Genomic DNA, 13,179 nt, shown 5'->3' with positions numbered 1-13,179 from the left:
CGTTCAATTCATGTGCGACTTTTCGCATTTCTGAATTGAACTTTCGCACTTTGAATTGAACTTTCGCATCCAATTCTGATTTTTTGATGCGCTACGTGCGGTGCACAACGTCCCACTGGCTGTGTACCTGTGTGGGGTTGCTCTCCAGGTCACTCCAGATGGCATAGTCAATGTGCTTTTGGAAGCTGTACTTGGCCCGCGTGTTGAACGCCAAGACGAGTTGTTGCACGAACTGTTGTGGGTCCTGTGGGGCTGGCAGGTCGGGAGCTTGCATGCGAACCAGGGCGAGCACCTGCCCCCGATTGCTCTTGACGCGCTTGAAGACAGCAACCTTGACCGGCAGGCCGAACTGGTTGCGGGCTATCGCCTGCAGGGTTTGCTCCAAGTCCTGCTCGCGCTCGGCGCGACTTGGCACGATGAGCTCACTCGGGATCTCACTGTCTACCGGCTCCCTTGCGTTGACCAACCGGTGGACGATCTTGCGAACTGCTTTTGCTACTGAGACCATCAGCGCCGACGCTCCCATTGAAGATTGATGCTGGTCATGGCATGCCCCTGCTGCTCACGCAGGCCTGCCGAGATGCGACTGAGAGCTTGTGACACCGTGGCACAGGCGGCCTCGTAGGCATTCCAGTCGTCGGGAACCAACTCGTCGCGCGCAGGGGGATACAACCAGGGTGCCGGCAGGGCATTCCAGACAATCGTTCCGACCTTCTGGCCGGGCAGGTGCACCTTCAAGAGCGCATCGACCAGCGATTGCATGGCGTGCACCACCTCCGGGTGGGCAACGTCGTTCGATTTCTCGATGGCGTCGATCAGAACGATGGGCCCTGCGATCGCCTCGATTTCGTGCTCCTTTAGGTAGCGCGAGAGTTCAGCGATGCCCTTCTCTGCCGGATCGGTGTTGGCGATGTTGCGCAGCAAAGCATTGCTGATCGACGGAATCTTCGGGTGCCACAGCATGGTGCCGATCACCTTGACGTGGTTGAGGGTCCACAGCCTTTGCTGTACATCAGCATCGAACACCTGGGCGTTGAGCGTGACACGCAATGGCGCGTTCCAGCGACGGATGTCGATGCTCCACTGGGCGTTGCTCACCGGATACACCACCGGCTGCTGCGGATGGCCTCGCAGGGCGTCGATCTGCCAGGATACGTAGGCGGGAGATTGCTTGATCCAGCCTGCGTCTCTCCACTTCGGCGGGCAGCGCAAGGTCTGGATGGACTCGCCTTCGAGCAGCTTGGCCACGGCCGCGGCTACGCTCACGCGCGAATCCAGAATGCGGCTGGCCGCCTGTCCTGGCAACAACCCGCTTTGGAACAACCCGCGCTGGACGATCAACGGGTGGTCACTGAAGACATGCAGATCGCTGAGAATGTCGGCCACCATCGACAGCGCAGGCTCGATGACTTGGTTCTGCCAGCTGCGCAATGCGTAGCCGGCTTCGTGCTTGCCTTCCCGCTCGTACTTGGCGAACGCCTCATACAGGGGGATCTGGCTGCTTAGCAGGTGGCCCGATGACTCCATGGCCTGCTGCCACATGCGTTGCTGGTTGCCAAACGGGCCGATGCGAAGCAGCTGCATGGTGTGCAACGCCGCGTGCGCCAGCCATTCCAACCTGGACGTTGGTTGCTGGCCTTCCATGGGCCGGGATGTATCGGTGAACGCCGTCATCATCGGGAACACCATGCGTTACCGAGGAGCCAATGCCCACCAGGCGCGGGCGTCAACGGCAGTTGAAAATTGGAGTTTGTGGTCAAAGCGCTACTCAATATCAACTAGACAGCCTCCCTTGTGGGGCTGTGTAGATTCCCTCGTTGCAAGGGTTTGAGTAGCGTCAGTCGCCCGCCGGCGTTTGTAGAAGCAGCATTTTATGCCACCGATGCCACTTTTGCACCTGTCAAAAATACCAATTCAGGGGGTTTCGTCAACCTATCATCGTCTCGCCCGTTTTTGGTGCAGGCAAAAACAAAAAAGCGCCTTTCGGCGCTTCTAAGTGCTGTTGACTGCGGTCGAAAGGAACCCGTAAAGGTCCGGCAGCCTTGAACCAATGTTGATTGCTCTTCACCGGAACAACGGGCCACAGCAGGCCCGCCCCGGACTGCATTATAAAGACCCTTTTCTGTCGCTCGCAAGATGTCCCTTCGATTCTTTACCCATTCTTTGCGCTGGCTGTCGATGCTGGCCCTCGTTACCGCCTTGGGTGGCTGCTTCTATCCCGAGAAGTTCACCCTCGATGTCGATTTCCACGAAGACGGCAGCGTGGATCTCACGTTTGAAGGCAAGGTGTTTATCAGCGAGGCGCTGCAGCAGATGCAGGCGACCAAGCAGGGGTTGTCTGCGCAGCAGGAGTCGAACATGCGCCAGATCGCTGAGGCACTTGGCAAGCGACCCGAGTTCCAGTCAGCCAAGTACCTGGGGGATGGCCGCTTCCAGATCAAGGCGGTGCGTTCCGCGCGCAAGGACCAGTTGCTGGCTGACATGCCGATCTTTGGTGTATTCCGTGACCTCTCGGGCAACACCGATGCGGTGATGCAGACCGGCACCAACGCAGAGCCTGTTTACAAGAGCCTTGGCATCAAGCCCGAGGGCGTCATACGCATCCACCTGCCCGACAACGCCAAGGTAGTGTCCGCTACCGTGGAGCCCAGCCGGTCCATGTTGCTTTTTGGCAAACGCACTGCAACCTGGGACTACAAGTTGGGCGCCGAGGCCAAGATGCGCCTGCGCTTCTGACGGGGCAGCCATGATCGCGCGCTCACTTCTACGCCTGACGATACCGACGTGCCTGGCCGTGGCATGCTCTTGCGCCATGGCATTGGGTGCTGGGCAGCCCCAGGGGGCTGTGCCATCGCCAACCGTGCCAGCCCCAACCAGCGCCCATCCCTCTCCTGCTGCTGCGGAAGTGGGATCGTCCGCCTTGGTGCGCCCCGGGGTCATTACGGACCTGCAGGTGTTCTCTCCCGAAAACCCATCGGGCGGCACCGCGCAATTGCTCGGTGGTCTCGCTGGCGGCATTGCCGGTGCATGGCTGACCAAGGACAGCGACTGGAGCACACGGGCGTTGGCTGGTACCGCTGGCGCTGCGCTGGGCAGTCAGGCCGCAAAACACCTCACCCGACCCGAGCAGCGACTGCGCATCACGTTGCGCCTGGACAGCGGCTTGATTGCGGTCGTTGAACAGGATACGCAGGAGCAGTTCCAGATCGGCCAACGGGTCGACCTGATCGGCGACAACACCAATGGGAAGGTGCGCGCCAGCGTCCGCTGAACCGTCCGTCTGTTGCATGAACGCCCGCAAAGTTCCCCAAGGCAGACAAGCCGATGAGACGCTGCCAGCCCCAGTCGCCCAACGCTTTTGCATCGGGTCCTGCAAGGCACCGAGACCCGTCAATGGGGGTGTTGAAACCTCTGCTGGCAAGTGGCGCTGTGCCAAGTGCTGGGCTGCCTTCCAAACCCGACTACGTTAGGAAACCGCGCATGTCCGTTTTTCGTGCCTTGGCCGATTTCGTGTCGCGCCTTTTTGCGCCCAAGACAAGCGCTGTCCAGTCCTGTGCGCCTGCGATGACGGCCCCGGCTGCGCCAGTCACTCCCAGCCCGCTCTCCCAGGAGCAGGCCAGTGCGCTATTGGCCATCTGGTCCGTCAGTGGCGCTGTCATCGTTACCCTGGGACCGGGTACGCTGATCTGGCATGAGGGCATCATCGCCAGTGCCACGGACATCATCGACGAAAAAGCACTGTGGTGCACGCGCAACCAGGCCAAGGCAACCCGCTATGCGATCATTGCCAAAGAATGGGCCCAAACCAACAATTGCAGTGCGCACCGTCTGTGCTTGCGTGTTCGGCGTCCTTTGAAGATGGCGGATTTTGATGGTGCAAGCATGAATGACTTCACGCTGCGTTATTGCGATGTGAATCACGGAAAAATGAAGGCCGCATTGCGAGCCTGGTGCCTGCAGCATGCGCTCGATGGTGTGGTCAATGTCGGCGGTGACGCTGATGAGGTCGTGATATGCCGCCCCGCGACCGAGCTGGACATTGATTCGAACAACCAGATCTGGCCGTGAAGCTGGCTTCCCTGCGGCAATTGGCGAGTCATGTTGGATGGCCCAAGGCCATTGCGCTGTTCTTGCGTGACATTCGCAGCCAAGTCGTGTCCCATCCCGCGCGGTTCGTCGCGCTGGTGCGTGCCTGGCGTGCGGTGTTGGTGGGAGTTGGCGTACTGGGCCTGTTCATGGCTCCATTGCCGGATTTCGATGCACAGACCCTGGACGCCCGCGCGTTGGCGGTTTTCACGGTCATCGCTGGTGCCGCGCTGGCATTCACGATACTGGCCCTGACCAATCTGCTGGCCACGTTCAATGCCGCCCTGATGGCGGCGGGGTTTCGCGCCGGCTACCTGTCGATGCTGATCCGCATTCCGGTGGCCGCGGCCATCATCGGCGTCAGTCTGCAGATGCCTGGGGCGCTGGCGTACTGGATGCTTGGCAGTCTGAGCCTGATCACGTGGATCGTGTGGCCGTCTGTGCAGCAGCTCTTGGCGATACAGGAGGCGGCCTGGAACCGCTTTACCGGGTTCGGCATGACCCGCAAGGCATTGGCTCGCTACAAGCGCACCGTGGGCGCCGAACAAAAGCAGTTTTTGGCCATGCATGAGGCCGGCCATGCCATGTTCTTCGGACTGGGCAATGTGTTGCCCGAGGACACGTTCGCATGGATCAGGGAGGAGGTTTCCTGGAACATGGAAGAGGCCTCCTTCGGCGGAGAGGATCTCATCGGCGGCGCAGTCAGCGCATTCGAGTCTTTGTCCGAACAGTTCACCCTCTTCCACCAGACGCAGACCTCCACGGTCATTCAACTGGGGATGTTGGTAGGCGGCATGGCCGGCGAGCAGGTGGGCCGAGGTCTGCATGCCCCGATCTCCAGCGGTGATCTGGACGCATTCGAGCCGTTGGCCCGTGCGTACCTGGTCCACTACCCGATGGTCGAGCATGGGTTTTACCTGTTCGACAAGCCCGCCGGGGAGGCCGAGGTACAGCACAACGCGCGGGTCCTGACCCTGTTCCGCCAGTGGCTGCTGCAGGAGGCGATCGGCTTTCTGCGTGCCAATGAGGCGGTTTTTGTGACGCTGCACCGACGCTTGGCGCTGCACGGGGAGCTCGATGCCGATGCGTTGGCTGCGCTGCTGGCCGATGTGGTGCCCTTCGGCGTGTTCCAGCGCTTCGTCTGGCCTTCCAACACGCCTGCACTGGCATGGCCCCGGCAAATCGACCTGCACGACTGAACTGACTGTCCTCGCGGGCGTTGTCGTGGCATGGCCACGGGGCTACAATGGCTCTGCTTTTTGGCTTGCTGCCAGCGCCTGTACGGCGTCACTCATACCCCCTTTTCTTTGGCAATGGCACCTCCCGGTGTCGTCGCCCCCTCCCCTGACCGATTGCCGGTCAATCCCCACCACTGCCCAGGGCGTGCTCTCGCCCGATGGGCCTGTGCGTGTCTTGGGCTTTTCTTCTCGAAAGGCCTTTCATGAAAACCACTACCCTGTTTGCGCTCTTGGAAGCGTGCGCTACCGCCCGGATTGACGGGTTTGAAGTCAATGCCTTGCACTCTGACGGCCAGCAATGGACGCTGTATTGGTGCGGCAAAGATGAATCCGCTGTGTTCGATGACCAGCCCCTGACGTTTGAGGACACGAACTGCTTTCAGGTGGTCGATGTGCATGGCACCTCGTTCGAGCTGGAGCTGTTTGCAAATGCGCGGCACCTGGCACCGGTCGATGTGTTGCCCGACGGCGATGCGACGCTGCAGGCGCGCGCTGCGCGCATCGATCTGATGACGGAGCTCTACGCGCCGCTGGCAGATGTCGATCCGGACGATGGTCGCCAATCCTTGGCGGCCAGTTTGCTGGCTGACATTCGCCATTGGTGCGACCAGCACGGCGTCAATGTCTTCGAAGCGCTGGATGCCTCCTACCAGCTCTACCTGGAAGAACGCGTCAAGCCGCGCACGTCTGCCCCAGCATCCCCGGCCTTGCAGCCCGCGCTGCGTCTGGATGTCGATGCCAAGGGCGCTTCCTGCTTTGCTCGCAGCAAGGCGCGCAATGTGTCCATCCTCGTGACGGTCTCCGATCCGTTGGCGCTGCACCAGCATGCCATGCAGATCGCTACCGGTAGCCAAAACCAGTTGCCTGCGGCCCATGCCATCGACATGCTGGGCACCGCGGATGAGCCGAAGGTAGATGCCTGTCTGTGCATGGTGCTGGACCCGGGTGTTTCTCCGCCGGGAACCTCCATTCTGGAATCCACCTGCAGCTGAACCGGTACCGGCCGCTGACACCCCATCGACTAAGCCCCGCCCTGATCTTCGGATTGGTGGCGGGGCTTTTTTTTGCTCATTCAACCCACAGCAGGTAGCGTCGAATGGCTATCTCCAGCTGTTGGTCAGTCCAGGGGCGGCTCGACAGCAGCCCGTTGTTGAGTGCGTGCAAGGCTTCCATGCGATCGTCGGGGCTTTGCAGCAACTGGTGAACGCCCGCGTTGACACTGCGCAGCATCTCCACGGTTTGCGCCGGCGCATCGAGCTCCTGCATGGCTTGGCGCCAAAGGGCTGGCCAGCCCCGCACCACATCCTCGACCTGCAGATCGCTCAGCACCGCCAATGCAATGACACGTCCGAGGTCCTTGTTGGCGCGCTTGATTCGTAGCCCATCCATCGGCTCGTGCATGCGTCCATCGGTAATGCTGGGGTGGTGCAGCAGATTGGACAGCGCCATCATCTCGACTCGCGCAAGCAGCAGTTGGCTCTCGTGGCGCACCGGGCGGAATTGGGTCACCCCGAGGTAGGCAAAGCTGGGGATCTCGAAGTCGCTGGAGGGTGTTTGCACGCGCTCCGAGCGGCGTGTGCGGCCTTGTGCGTCGGCGGCCAGCACGGGCGGCGCACCGAGCAGCTCCAGGAACCATTCGTCCTTGTCCTTGCCGGGTGGGCGCAGGCGTACCACGGGCAATTTGTCGTCAGGGGTCATGGCATCGGCCGGGTGGGCAAACCGGTCGGTGTCGACCTGTGCCTGCCAGCCCCGCTCCAGCAAGGTGGTGGCCAAGCTTGACCCGGTGGCCACCACGCAGGCACTGGGTGCAATCATCCCGTCAATGTCCTTGGTACGCAGTTCGGTTTCGTCGCCTGCAATGAGTTGGGCTGCGGCGGCCAAGCTGCCAACGATGATGACCTGGTCGCGGCAGGCCGCGGGCAGCTCCCGGCTGAGTCGGTGCAGAACGGCATTGGCGTTGAGGATCTGGGTCACTTGCCGCTCCCTTGCTGGCTTGTAGTGCCGTTCGTTTCGGCCTGATGTGCCTGTCGGATCAGATTGATCGCATCCTCGACCTGGTGGGTCTGGCGTGCCCGCTGCATGTTGGCGATGCAGTCCGGTAAAGCTCCCCAGTTGTGTTCTCCCTCACGCTCAAACAGCGATTGCGGCCTGTCAATGAAGTGCACCACGACGTGCGCGGGATCGTGCGGGTCTTTGGTCAGCTTCAACCCGGGGTCGATCTGTTCGATGAACGATAGGTCGGCGCGCGGCGATCCATGAAGCAGGATGTCCAGCTGTGGCGCGGCGGTGGCATCGAGTGCCGGGAGGTGGTGCATGGCCCCCATCATGCCGCCGATGGCCAGATCATCGCGCTGCAGCCGGGCCAGGGCCTTGGCCAGCCGCGTGGCACTGCGCGGCATGCCCGAGCGGTCGATGAAATGCACGCTGGAGAGCCGGTTGCTGCGCTCAATCCATTGGCGCCAGTCATTGCGGGTGAAGTGGTGCAGGCGCAGCAGCATCTTGCCACCGTGGGGCGTTCGTTCGATGCAAGTCTGGTAGCGCTGGATGGCGAGGTACACCGTGGCGATGCCGGCACCAGTCTGCTTTGCCAGATCCTCCAGACTCAGCCCGGGCAGATTCCCGCGCAAGTACCGTTGCAGCAGGGTGGCGATTACGGCTTCCTGGCTGGCCTTGGTGGGTTTTGGGGGCTGGCTTTCGTCCAGGTATCGACTCAAGACCTCGTTGGACCAATAGTGCGTGTCGCTACCTTTGGTGCGCAGATCGACGATTTGCAGGCGATTGGCGATCGGTGGCTGGCACAGGGCAAGGAACTGCTGAATTTCCGTCTGGATGGCATGCTGCGATAGCGTGGAGCCGGTCTTGACCGCGATGCTTGCGCGCTGAAGGTCGGGTGCCTTGTTCAACGCGTACGCTGCTTCCACCATCAGAAAGCGCAGATCGCGGGTGTTCTTGAGGGCTTGGGCTTCGAATACGAGCTCTTGCCCCTCACCGATGCGGATCAGCGTGGGGGCGTTATGCCCCTTGATGGAAGCCATCAGGTCTTGGACTGTCGCCATTCTGCGTGCGTGTAGAGTTCTATGTGCGCGTAGATTCTACGGCGCATGCATAGTTACGGCAAGTTCACCGGTGGGCAGTGCGGCCCATTGCGGTCGGTCAGCCAAGCTCGATACAATCGAGGCTCTTTCGGGCGCAATGCCCACTCCCCATAGGGGAACTCATATCTCAACGGTCGCCACCTTCCGGTGACCATGCTTCAACTGCCCAGGGCGACACTTGCCCCTGGGGCCAGTAGTCCGTCTTGGGTCTTCAACCTGGAATCCAAGAATGTCTACCAACCCTTCCATGCTCTCCTCTGGCGCTACGGGCGCCGCCATCGTTCCCGCAGCCGGCATGACCGATAGCGAACTGCTGTCGGCCCTGTGTGGCCCCCAAGCGGTGGCCTTGCTGGCCAACAAGTCTCTCCATGAGGTTTTCGGCCTGGACGCCGACCACACGGCTGTGCCTGGTGTTGCGGGCGTGTCCGAATGCCGCGGCGAGTACCTTGCCTACCCTCAGCTGAGTGTGGCCAAGGAGCTGCTGCAGCGGGCATTCGCCAGCCAACTGCGCGCCCGTGATGTCCTGGCTTCGCCCGATGCCATCAAGGGCTATTTGCGCCTGCGCATCGGCCACCTCCCCTACGAGGTGTTCGGTGTGCTGTTTCTCGATGCGCAGATGCGTCTGCTGGCCGACGTCGAAATGTTCCGTGGCTCCGTGAATGCAACCAGCGTCTACCCACGCCAGATCCTGCGTGCTGCACTGGCCCACAATGCCTGCGCGGTCGTCCTCTACCACAACCACCCCAGCGGGGATCTGACGCCGTCCAGGGCCGATGAGGCCCTGACGCAGAAGATTCGTATGTCGCTGTCCCACATCGACGTCGATTTGATGGACCATGTGATTGTCGGCAGCTGCGGCGCGCGCTCGATGTGCGAGTCCGGATTGATGTGACCGACCAGGCGGCTCCACGCCAGCCCCTTGCTTCTTCCCATCCTGAAACCACCGCTCTGCGGTGGTTTTTTTTTGCCCGCACGAGCCCGGTACATTACCGGCGTGGAATTCACTGGAGGGTGTAGTGGCAAAAGTGGTTACGGTGCGGACTTTCGGGGCACGTCTCATGGGCGGCCAAGCGGCGCAGGAGCATGCAACGCAGGTATTCCTGGCACAGAACCGGCTGTGGAACCAACTCGTGGAGATCGAGAACGAGGCGCGCGAGTCCTACCGCAAGGCACTGCTCGACAGTGATGCCGAGTTGGCGACGCTGCAGGCCCAGGGCGACTCCGAGCAGGCCCTGATCGACCAGCTCATCGAGGCGCGCAACAAGGACCGGGCAGCCAAACGCACCAAGAAGAGCGACGCCGCACCGAACTACGCGCAGGCAATCAAGGATGCCAGTGCACGACTGAAGGCTGTGCGCGGGTCCATGAAGGAAATCAAAGACCGGGCCAAGGCTGCAGCCAAACCCCTGATTGAAGCTGCAGAGCTTGCGCGACGCGCCAAGGTCAAGGCCGCAGTGGCGGATTGCAACCTGTGGTGGTGCCACTCGGAAACGGTGTTGGCCAGGTTCGACGTTGCGCGCGTCAAGGCCATGAAAGAGGGGCGCACGCTTCGTTTTCACCGATTCGACGGCGAGGGCTCAATGGGGGTGCGGTTTTCGGTGGACGGCGGCAGTCTTGCCAAGATCTATGGCGGCTCGACTTCCTTGTTGAAGATCGAGGCACCGACCGCAGCGGACTTGGGTTCGCACATGAAGGCAGAGAAGTCCGACGGCGGTGTACGCAGGATCATCACGGTGCGCGCTGGGGACAAAGCCGAGGACAAGAGCATCCCGACCTTGCGCTTCTTGGTGACGATGCACCAGGGGCGGGATTTTCCGGGCGATGCGCCACTGAAGACCGTGACCCTCGCCCGGACCAAGCATGTGTCGCAGTTTGAGTGGAAGATCGTCTTCACATTCAGCCGGGAGGAAGGTGACAACGAGCCCTTGCCGGCCTTGCCCGAGAAGGCTGCCGGTGTGGATTTTGGGTTCCGCCTGGTGCGTGATGGCCAAGGCAACAAGGCCTTGCGGGTGGCCACCATGCAACTTGGCGAGAAGGTGCGGTTCGTCACGCTGGATGAACACTGGATCCGTCGTATGGAGCGCGCCGATCGCATCCGTGGCGAGCTCGATGCGCTCTCGAACGATTTTCAGGCCTGGTTCCGGTCTGCCATGACCGACGAGGCGGTGTCTGCCCTCGATGCAGACGCCTGGTTCACCCGTCTGGTTGGAAGGGTGCGGCGCGCGAAGGGTGCTTACGCCTCTTTGCTCATGGATCTGTGCGAGGCCCATGCCAAAGCCGATGCGGTGCTGGGTGTTGAATTCGCTCAGCGGATGCAGGAATACGCACGCCATGCCCACAAGCTGGCCTTGCAGGCGCATCACATCCGGCGCAAGGCCGTCGATCATCGCAAGCACCTGTACCGCAATGCCGCCGCCAATTTGGTTCGCGAGGCAGGGCTGATTGGCTTGGTGGATACCGACTTTCGCATGATTGCAGCGACGAGCAATGCGCAGGGCGAAGACAATGAACTGGCCTTGACCGCGCGCCGGCACCGTACGTGGGCAGCCCCCAGTGAACTGAGGCTGGCCATTGAGCAGACGGCCACGCGCGAGAAGGTGGATCTCGTGTCCGTTCCTGCCACGGACAACACCCGTACCTGTTGCGCTTGCGGGCATGTGCATGGAAAGATCGAGGACTTGATGTTCACCTGCGAGGGCTGTGGACAGGTGCATGACCAGGACGAAAACGCCGCGACAAATGCGCGCAATTTCGTGCTGCGAACGGTGCAAACCGTTGCAATGACAACGACTTAGGTAAACTAGAGGCTAGATGCCTGTCCGTTGGCTGGTAAACGGAACAGTGCCCAAGGTGCGGTTTCTCTCAACTTAGGCTAGATGCCTGTCCGTTGGCTGGTAAACGGAACGACGAGCATGTGCTGCAGAGGCGCGCTGAAGGTCTAGTGGCCTGTCCGTTGGCTCAAAATTAACGGAACATGGCGGGGATGAGTGTTGTCCATCTCCTCGCGCTCATATCTGTCGGGCAGCAAGAGCCTTTGACGAACGGTTTACCGATTGGTATACTTCGCACCGCTGGTTCTTGCAAGAACATTTGGGGGGCTGTACCGGACTCATTGGCCCACTCAGTTTGGCACGACGTCGACCGGGGCGTCTTGGCAGTGGTGGTCGCAAGACCTGTTCCCGAACTCTTCGAACTAAGGGATGTTCCGACTGTCGAACTCAGCTTGCTAAAGGGCACCTATCACGGTGCCCTTTGCTTTTGTGGATGACATTGCCGTCACCACCGAGTAGTAGGGGCTGGCGGTCTCATTGCACTGGCGGTACTCCAGCACCACGGTTCCCTTGCGGCTTTTGATGATGAGCGGGCGGTGGTCGCCACGCATGCCCGCGTATTCACAGGCGATATCGGCATATCTGGCACAGATGTCGGCCACGAACTGGGCCACAGCGCTCACCGCGGCCGGGGTGGGATGCCTGGGGCAGGTCGACACCACGCGGCCGAGCTTCTTGACCAGCGGAATTTCATTGTGGTGCTCTTCGAGGATGTGGCTCACACCGAAGCCCTTGTTCTTTTTCCAGTGCTTGCCGTAGAGCAGGATCACCGGTGCGGCCTGAAAAACATGCCCTTTGGTGACCAGTTGTGGGAAGTCGCACATCGTCATGGCACCCTGCGGGTGGCCAACGACGTGTAGAAAATGCGGTTCGCTCGGCTTGGGCCACCACAGGCCCAATGCGTCGCTCGAAGGGACAGGTTTTCCCATAGGGTTCGCGCTCGGTAGACCAGGCGCAGTGCGCCCGGTCAGTGCCGTCTACTCAGCTGCGAGCAGGGGCGCGGCTCTCGGGGCAGATGGTGGAGATGGCTGCCTTGTAGACCAACTGGGGGGCACTGCCACCGCGGGTGTTGGTGATCAGGATGGTGTAACGATCCATGCTCTCGATCGTCCCGCCCAGGCGCACGCCATTGACCAGAAAGCACGACACCGGTGTGCGGGTCTTCATCAATTGCTCAAGGAACAGGGTCTGCAGGTCCGGCGCGGTCTTGGTGCCTGCTTCTTTGGGTGTCGATTTCATTGCAGTTGCTCTGTTTTTGGTTTGCACGAACCAGCATCAGCTGGCTTGGGGCGCGTATTTGGGTTGACGCAGCGCCCAATGGGCGAGTTCGGCAATTTCCTGGATTCTATAGAAAGCTTTCTGTGTCGGTATGGGCATGGTCCAGAACACGCACGCGACCTCCATGCCACCGTGCAGGGGCCGCACGGAGCCCAGGCGGTTGAGCGGGTTGTGCGCGTCCTTGATCGGGTCATAGACCGCCGTGAGCCAGACCTGGTCGTTGACGATCTGTAGCCGGGATGGCAGTTCATCGGTGCCCAGGCCACACCAGAGGATGCCGCCGTCAGGCACTTCGCTGGGGCCGCACATGTCGCCCAGGCTTGCGACAACGGTGCCGAGGTCGTTGGCCAGGGTATGTGCGGTGCGGATCTGCACATCGTGTCGTGGGTGCAGGGTGGCGCGGGGCAGCGTGGCGCGGGCCAGTACTTCGCCCAGGTGGGGGCCGGTGTGGGCCTCGGCGCGGGCTTTGGCGCCCATCATGCCCATGGCGGCCCAGGAGTCCTTCTGCCGGCGCAGGTCGTGGAAACAGCGCTGCAGCAAGCGCATGCGGGGTTCGTGGTGGAACTGCGCATCGTCGAACATCGCAATTTCGATCGGTGGCAGTGCTTGGAGGATGAGTCCTTCGGTGTTCATGTGTTTTTCTTGGGAGGA

At 61.2% G+C, this 13,179-nt stretch carries 14 protein-coding genes; 7 read left to right on the top strand and 7 right to left on the bottom strand.

The features are described from left to right. Nucleotides 1-91: 91 nt before the first annotated feature. Nucleotides 92-508 carry a hypothetical protein gene (locus tag RQP54_RS17665; RefSeq protein ID WP_315679758.1) on the bottom strand — a complete coding sequence of 139 codons (417 nt, stop codon included), beginning with the start codon at nt 506-508 and terminating at the stop codon, nt 92-94. Further along, nucleotides 508-1,674, bottom strand: a complete 1,167-nt coding sequence (locus tag RQP54_RS17660; RefSeq protein ID WP_315679757.1) for a hypothetical protein — start codon at nt 1,672-1,674, stop codon at nt 508-510. The genes RQP54_RS17665 and RQP54_RS17660 overlap by 1 nt, the downstream gene beginning before the upstream one ends. A 462-nt stretch (nt 1,675-2,136) precedes the next feature. Between RQP54_RS17660 and RQP54_RS17655 the strand changes: the two genes are divergently transcribed. The 5 genes from RQP54_RS17655 to RQP54_RS17635 all read left to right on the top strand — a co-directional run bounded on the left by RQP54_RS17655 (nt 2,137) and on the right by RQP54_RS17635 (nt 6,316). Then, nucleotides 2,137-2,736 carry a hypothetical protein gene (locus RQP54_RS17655; RefSeq protein WP_315679756.1) on the top strand — a complete coding sequence of 200 codons (600 nt, stop codon included), beginning with the start codon at nt 2,137-2,139 and terminating at the stop codon, nt 2,734-2,736. Nucleotides 2,737-2,860: 124 nt separating this feature from the next. Then, nucleotides 2,861-3,271: a hypothetical protein gene (locus RQP54_RS17650; RefSeq protein ID WP_315679755.1), complete on the top strand. Its 411-nt coding sequence runs from the start codon at nt 2,861-2,863 to the stop codon at nt 3,269-3,271. Nucleotides 3,272-3,480: 209 nt separating this feature from the next. Further along, nucleotides 3,481-4,068, top strand: coding sequence for a hypothetical protein (locus RQP54_RS17645; RefSeq protein ID WP_315679754.1), 588 nt, complete (start codon nt 3,481-3,483; stop codon nt 4,066-4,068). Beyond that, the gene (locus tag RQP54_RS17640; RefSeq protein WP_315679753.1) at nt 4,065-5,285 is read left to right on the top strand and encodes a hypothetical protein; all 1,221 of its coding nucleotides are present in this window, start codon (nt 4,065-4,067) and stop codon (nt 5,283-5,285) included. Before RQP54_RS17645 ends, RQP54_RS17640 begins: the two co-directional genes overlap by 4 nt. A 242-nt stretch (nt 5,286-5,527) precedes the next feature. After that, the gene (locus tag RQP54_RS17635; RefSeq protein ID WP_315679752.1) at nt 5,528-6,316 is read left to right on the top strand and encodes a hypothetical protein; all 789 of its coding nucleotides are present in this window, start codon (nt 5,528-5,530) and stop codon (nt 6,314-6,316) included. A gap of 76 nt (nt 6,317-6,392) precedes the next feature. Here RQP54_RS17635 and RQP54_RS17630 read toward each other — a convergent pair whose 3' ends face one another. Both RQP54_RS17630 and RQP54_RS17625 read right to left on the bottom strand, forming a co-directional pair. After that, nucleotides 6,393-7,298, bottom strand: a complete 906-nt coding sequence (locus RQP54_RS17630) for a hypothetical protein (protein ID WP_315679751.1) — start codon at nt 7,296-7,298, stop codon at nt 6,393-6,395. Beyond that, nucleotides 7,295-8,380 (bottom strand): hypothetical protein, encoded by a 1,086-nt coding sequence (locus tag RQP54_RS17625; protein ID WP_315679750.1) that lies wholly within the window; start codon nt 8,378-8,380, stop codon nt 7,295-7,297. Before RQP54_RS17625 ends, RQP54_RS17630 begins: the two co-directional genes overlap by 4 nt. A 268-nt stretch (nt 8,381-8,648) precedes the next feature. Between RQP54_RS17625 and RQP54_RS17620 the strand changes: the two genes are divergently transcribed. Together RQP54_RS17620 and RQP54_RS17615 are read left to right on the top strand one after the other, a co-directional pair. After that, nucleotides 8,649-9,311 carry a RadC family protein gene (locus tag RQP54_RS17620; RefSeq protein WP_315679749.1) on the top strand — a complete coding sequence of 221 codons (663 nt, stop codon included), beginning with the start codon at nt 8,649-8,651 and terminating at the stop codon, nt 9,309-9,311. A 124-nt stretch (nt 9,312-9,435) separates the two neighbouring features. Beyond that, complete coding sequence (locus tag RQP54_RS17615) at nt 9,436-11,214, top strand: zinc ribbon domain-containing protein (RefSeq protein WP_315679748.1); 1,779 nt, start codon at nt 9,436-9,438, stop codon at nt 11,212-11,214. A gap of 431 nt (nt 11,215-11,645) precedes the next feature. On the opposite strand, the gene RQP54_RS17610 is transcribed toward RQP54_RS17615, so the two are convergent. Genes RQP54_RS17610 through RQP54_RS17600 form a run of 3 tightly spaced genes read right to left on the bottom strand, consistent with a single transcriptional unit; the run spans nt 11,646 to nt 13,161 of the window. Further along, entirely contained in the window at nt 11,646-12,179 is a 534-nt protein-coding gene (locus RQP54_RS17610) for a hypothetical protein (RefSeq protein ID WP_315679747.1), read from the bottom strand. Between the two features lie 52 nt (nt 12,180-12,231). Continuing rightward, nucleotides 12,232-12,489: an RNA chaperone Hfq gene (gene hfq / locus RQP54_RS17605; RefSeq protein ID WP_315679746.1), complete on the bottom strand. Its 258-nt coding sequence runs from the start codon at nt 12,487-12,489 to the stop codon at nt 12,232-12,234. Between the two features lie 36 nt (nt 12,490-12,525). Continuing rightward, nucleotides 12,526-13,161 (bottom strand): hypothetical protein, encoded by a 636-nt coding sequence (locus tag RQP54_RS17600; protein WP_315679745.1) that lies wholly within the window; start codon nt 13,159-13,161, stop codon nt 12,526-12,528. Nucleotides 13,162-13,179: the final 18 nt, after the last annotated feature.

Origin of the sequence: Curvibacter sp. APW13, from assembly GCF_032337135.1 — a bacterium.
In the GTDB taxonomy this organism is placed as follows: Bacteria; Pseudomonadota; Gammaproteobacteria; order Burkholderiales; family Burkholderiaceae_C; genus Allorhodoferax.
Note: the sequence above shows the minus strand (reverse complement) of the source record. Positions and strands in the feature narration are given on the sequence as shown.

Coding starts and splice junctions, on each gene's coding strand:
- hfq (WP_315679746.1), bottom strand. CDS start 12,489: ATGAAATCGACACCCAAAGAAGCAGGCACCAAGACCGCGCCGGACCTG.
- RQP54_RS17665 (WP_315679758.1), bottom strand. CDS start 508: ATGGTCTCAGTAGCAAAAGCAGTTCGCAAGATCGTCCACCGGTTGGTC.
- RQP54_RS17600 (WP_315679745.1), bottom strand. CDS start 13,161: ATGAACACCGAAGGACTCATCCTCCAAGCACTGCCACCGATCGAAATT.
- RQP54_RS17645 (WP_315679754.1), top strand. CDS start 3,481: ATGTCCGTTTTTCGTGCCTTGGCCGATTTCGTGTCGCGCCTTTTTGCG.
- RQP54_RS17655 (WP_315679756.1), top strand. CDS start 2,137: ATGTCCCTTCGATTCTTTACCCATTCTTTGCGCTGGCTGTCGATGCTG.
- RQP54_RS17660 (WP_315679757.1), bottom strand. CDS start 1,674: ATGACGGCGTTCACCGATACATCCCGGCCCATGGAAGGCCAGCAACCA.
- RQP54_RS17635 (WP_315679752.1), top strand. CDS start 5,528: ATGAAAACCACTACCCTGTTTGCGCTCTTGGAAGCGTGCGCTACCGCC.
- RQP54_RS17625 (WP_315679750.1), bottom strand. CDS start 8,380: ATGGCGACAGTCCAAGACCTGATGGCTTCCATCAAGGGGCATAACGCC.
- RQP54_RS17620 (WP_315679749.1), top strand. CDS start 8,649: ATGTCTACCAACCCTTCCATGCTCTCCTCTGGCGCTACGGGCGCCGCC.
- RQP54_RS17610 (WP_315679747.1), bottom strand. CDS start 12,179: ATGGGAAAACCTGTCCCTTCGAGCGACGCATTGGGCCTGTGGTGGCCC.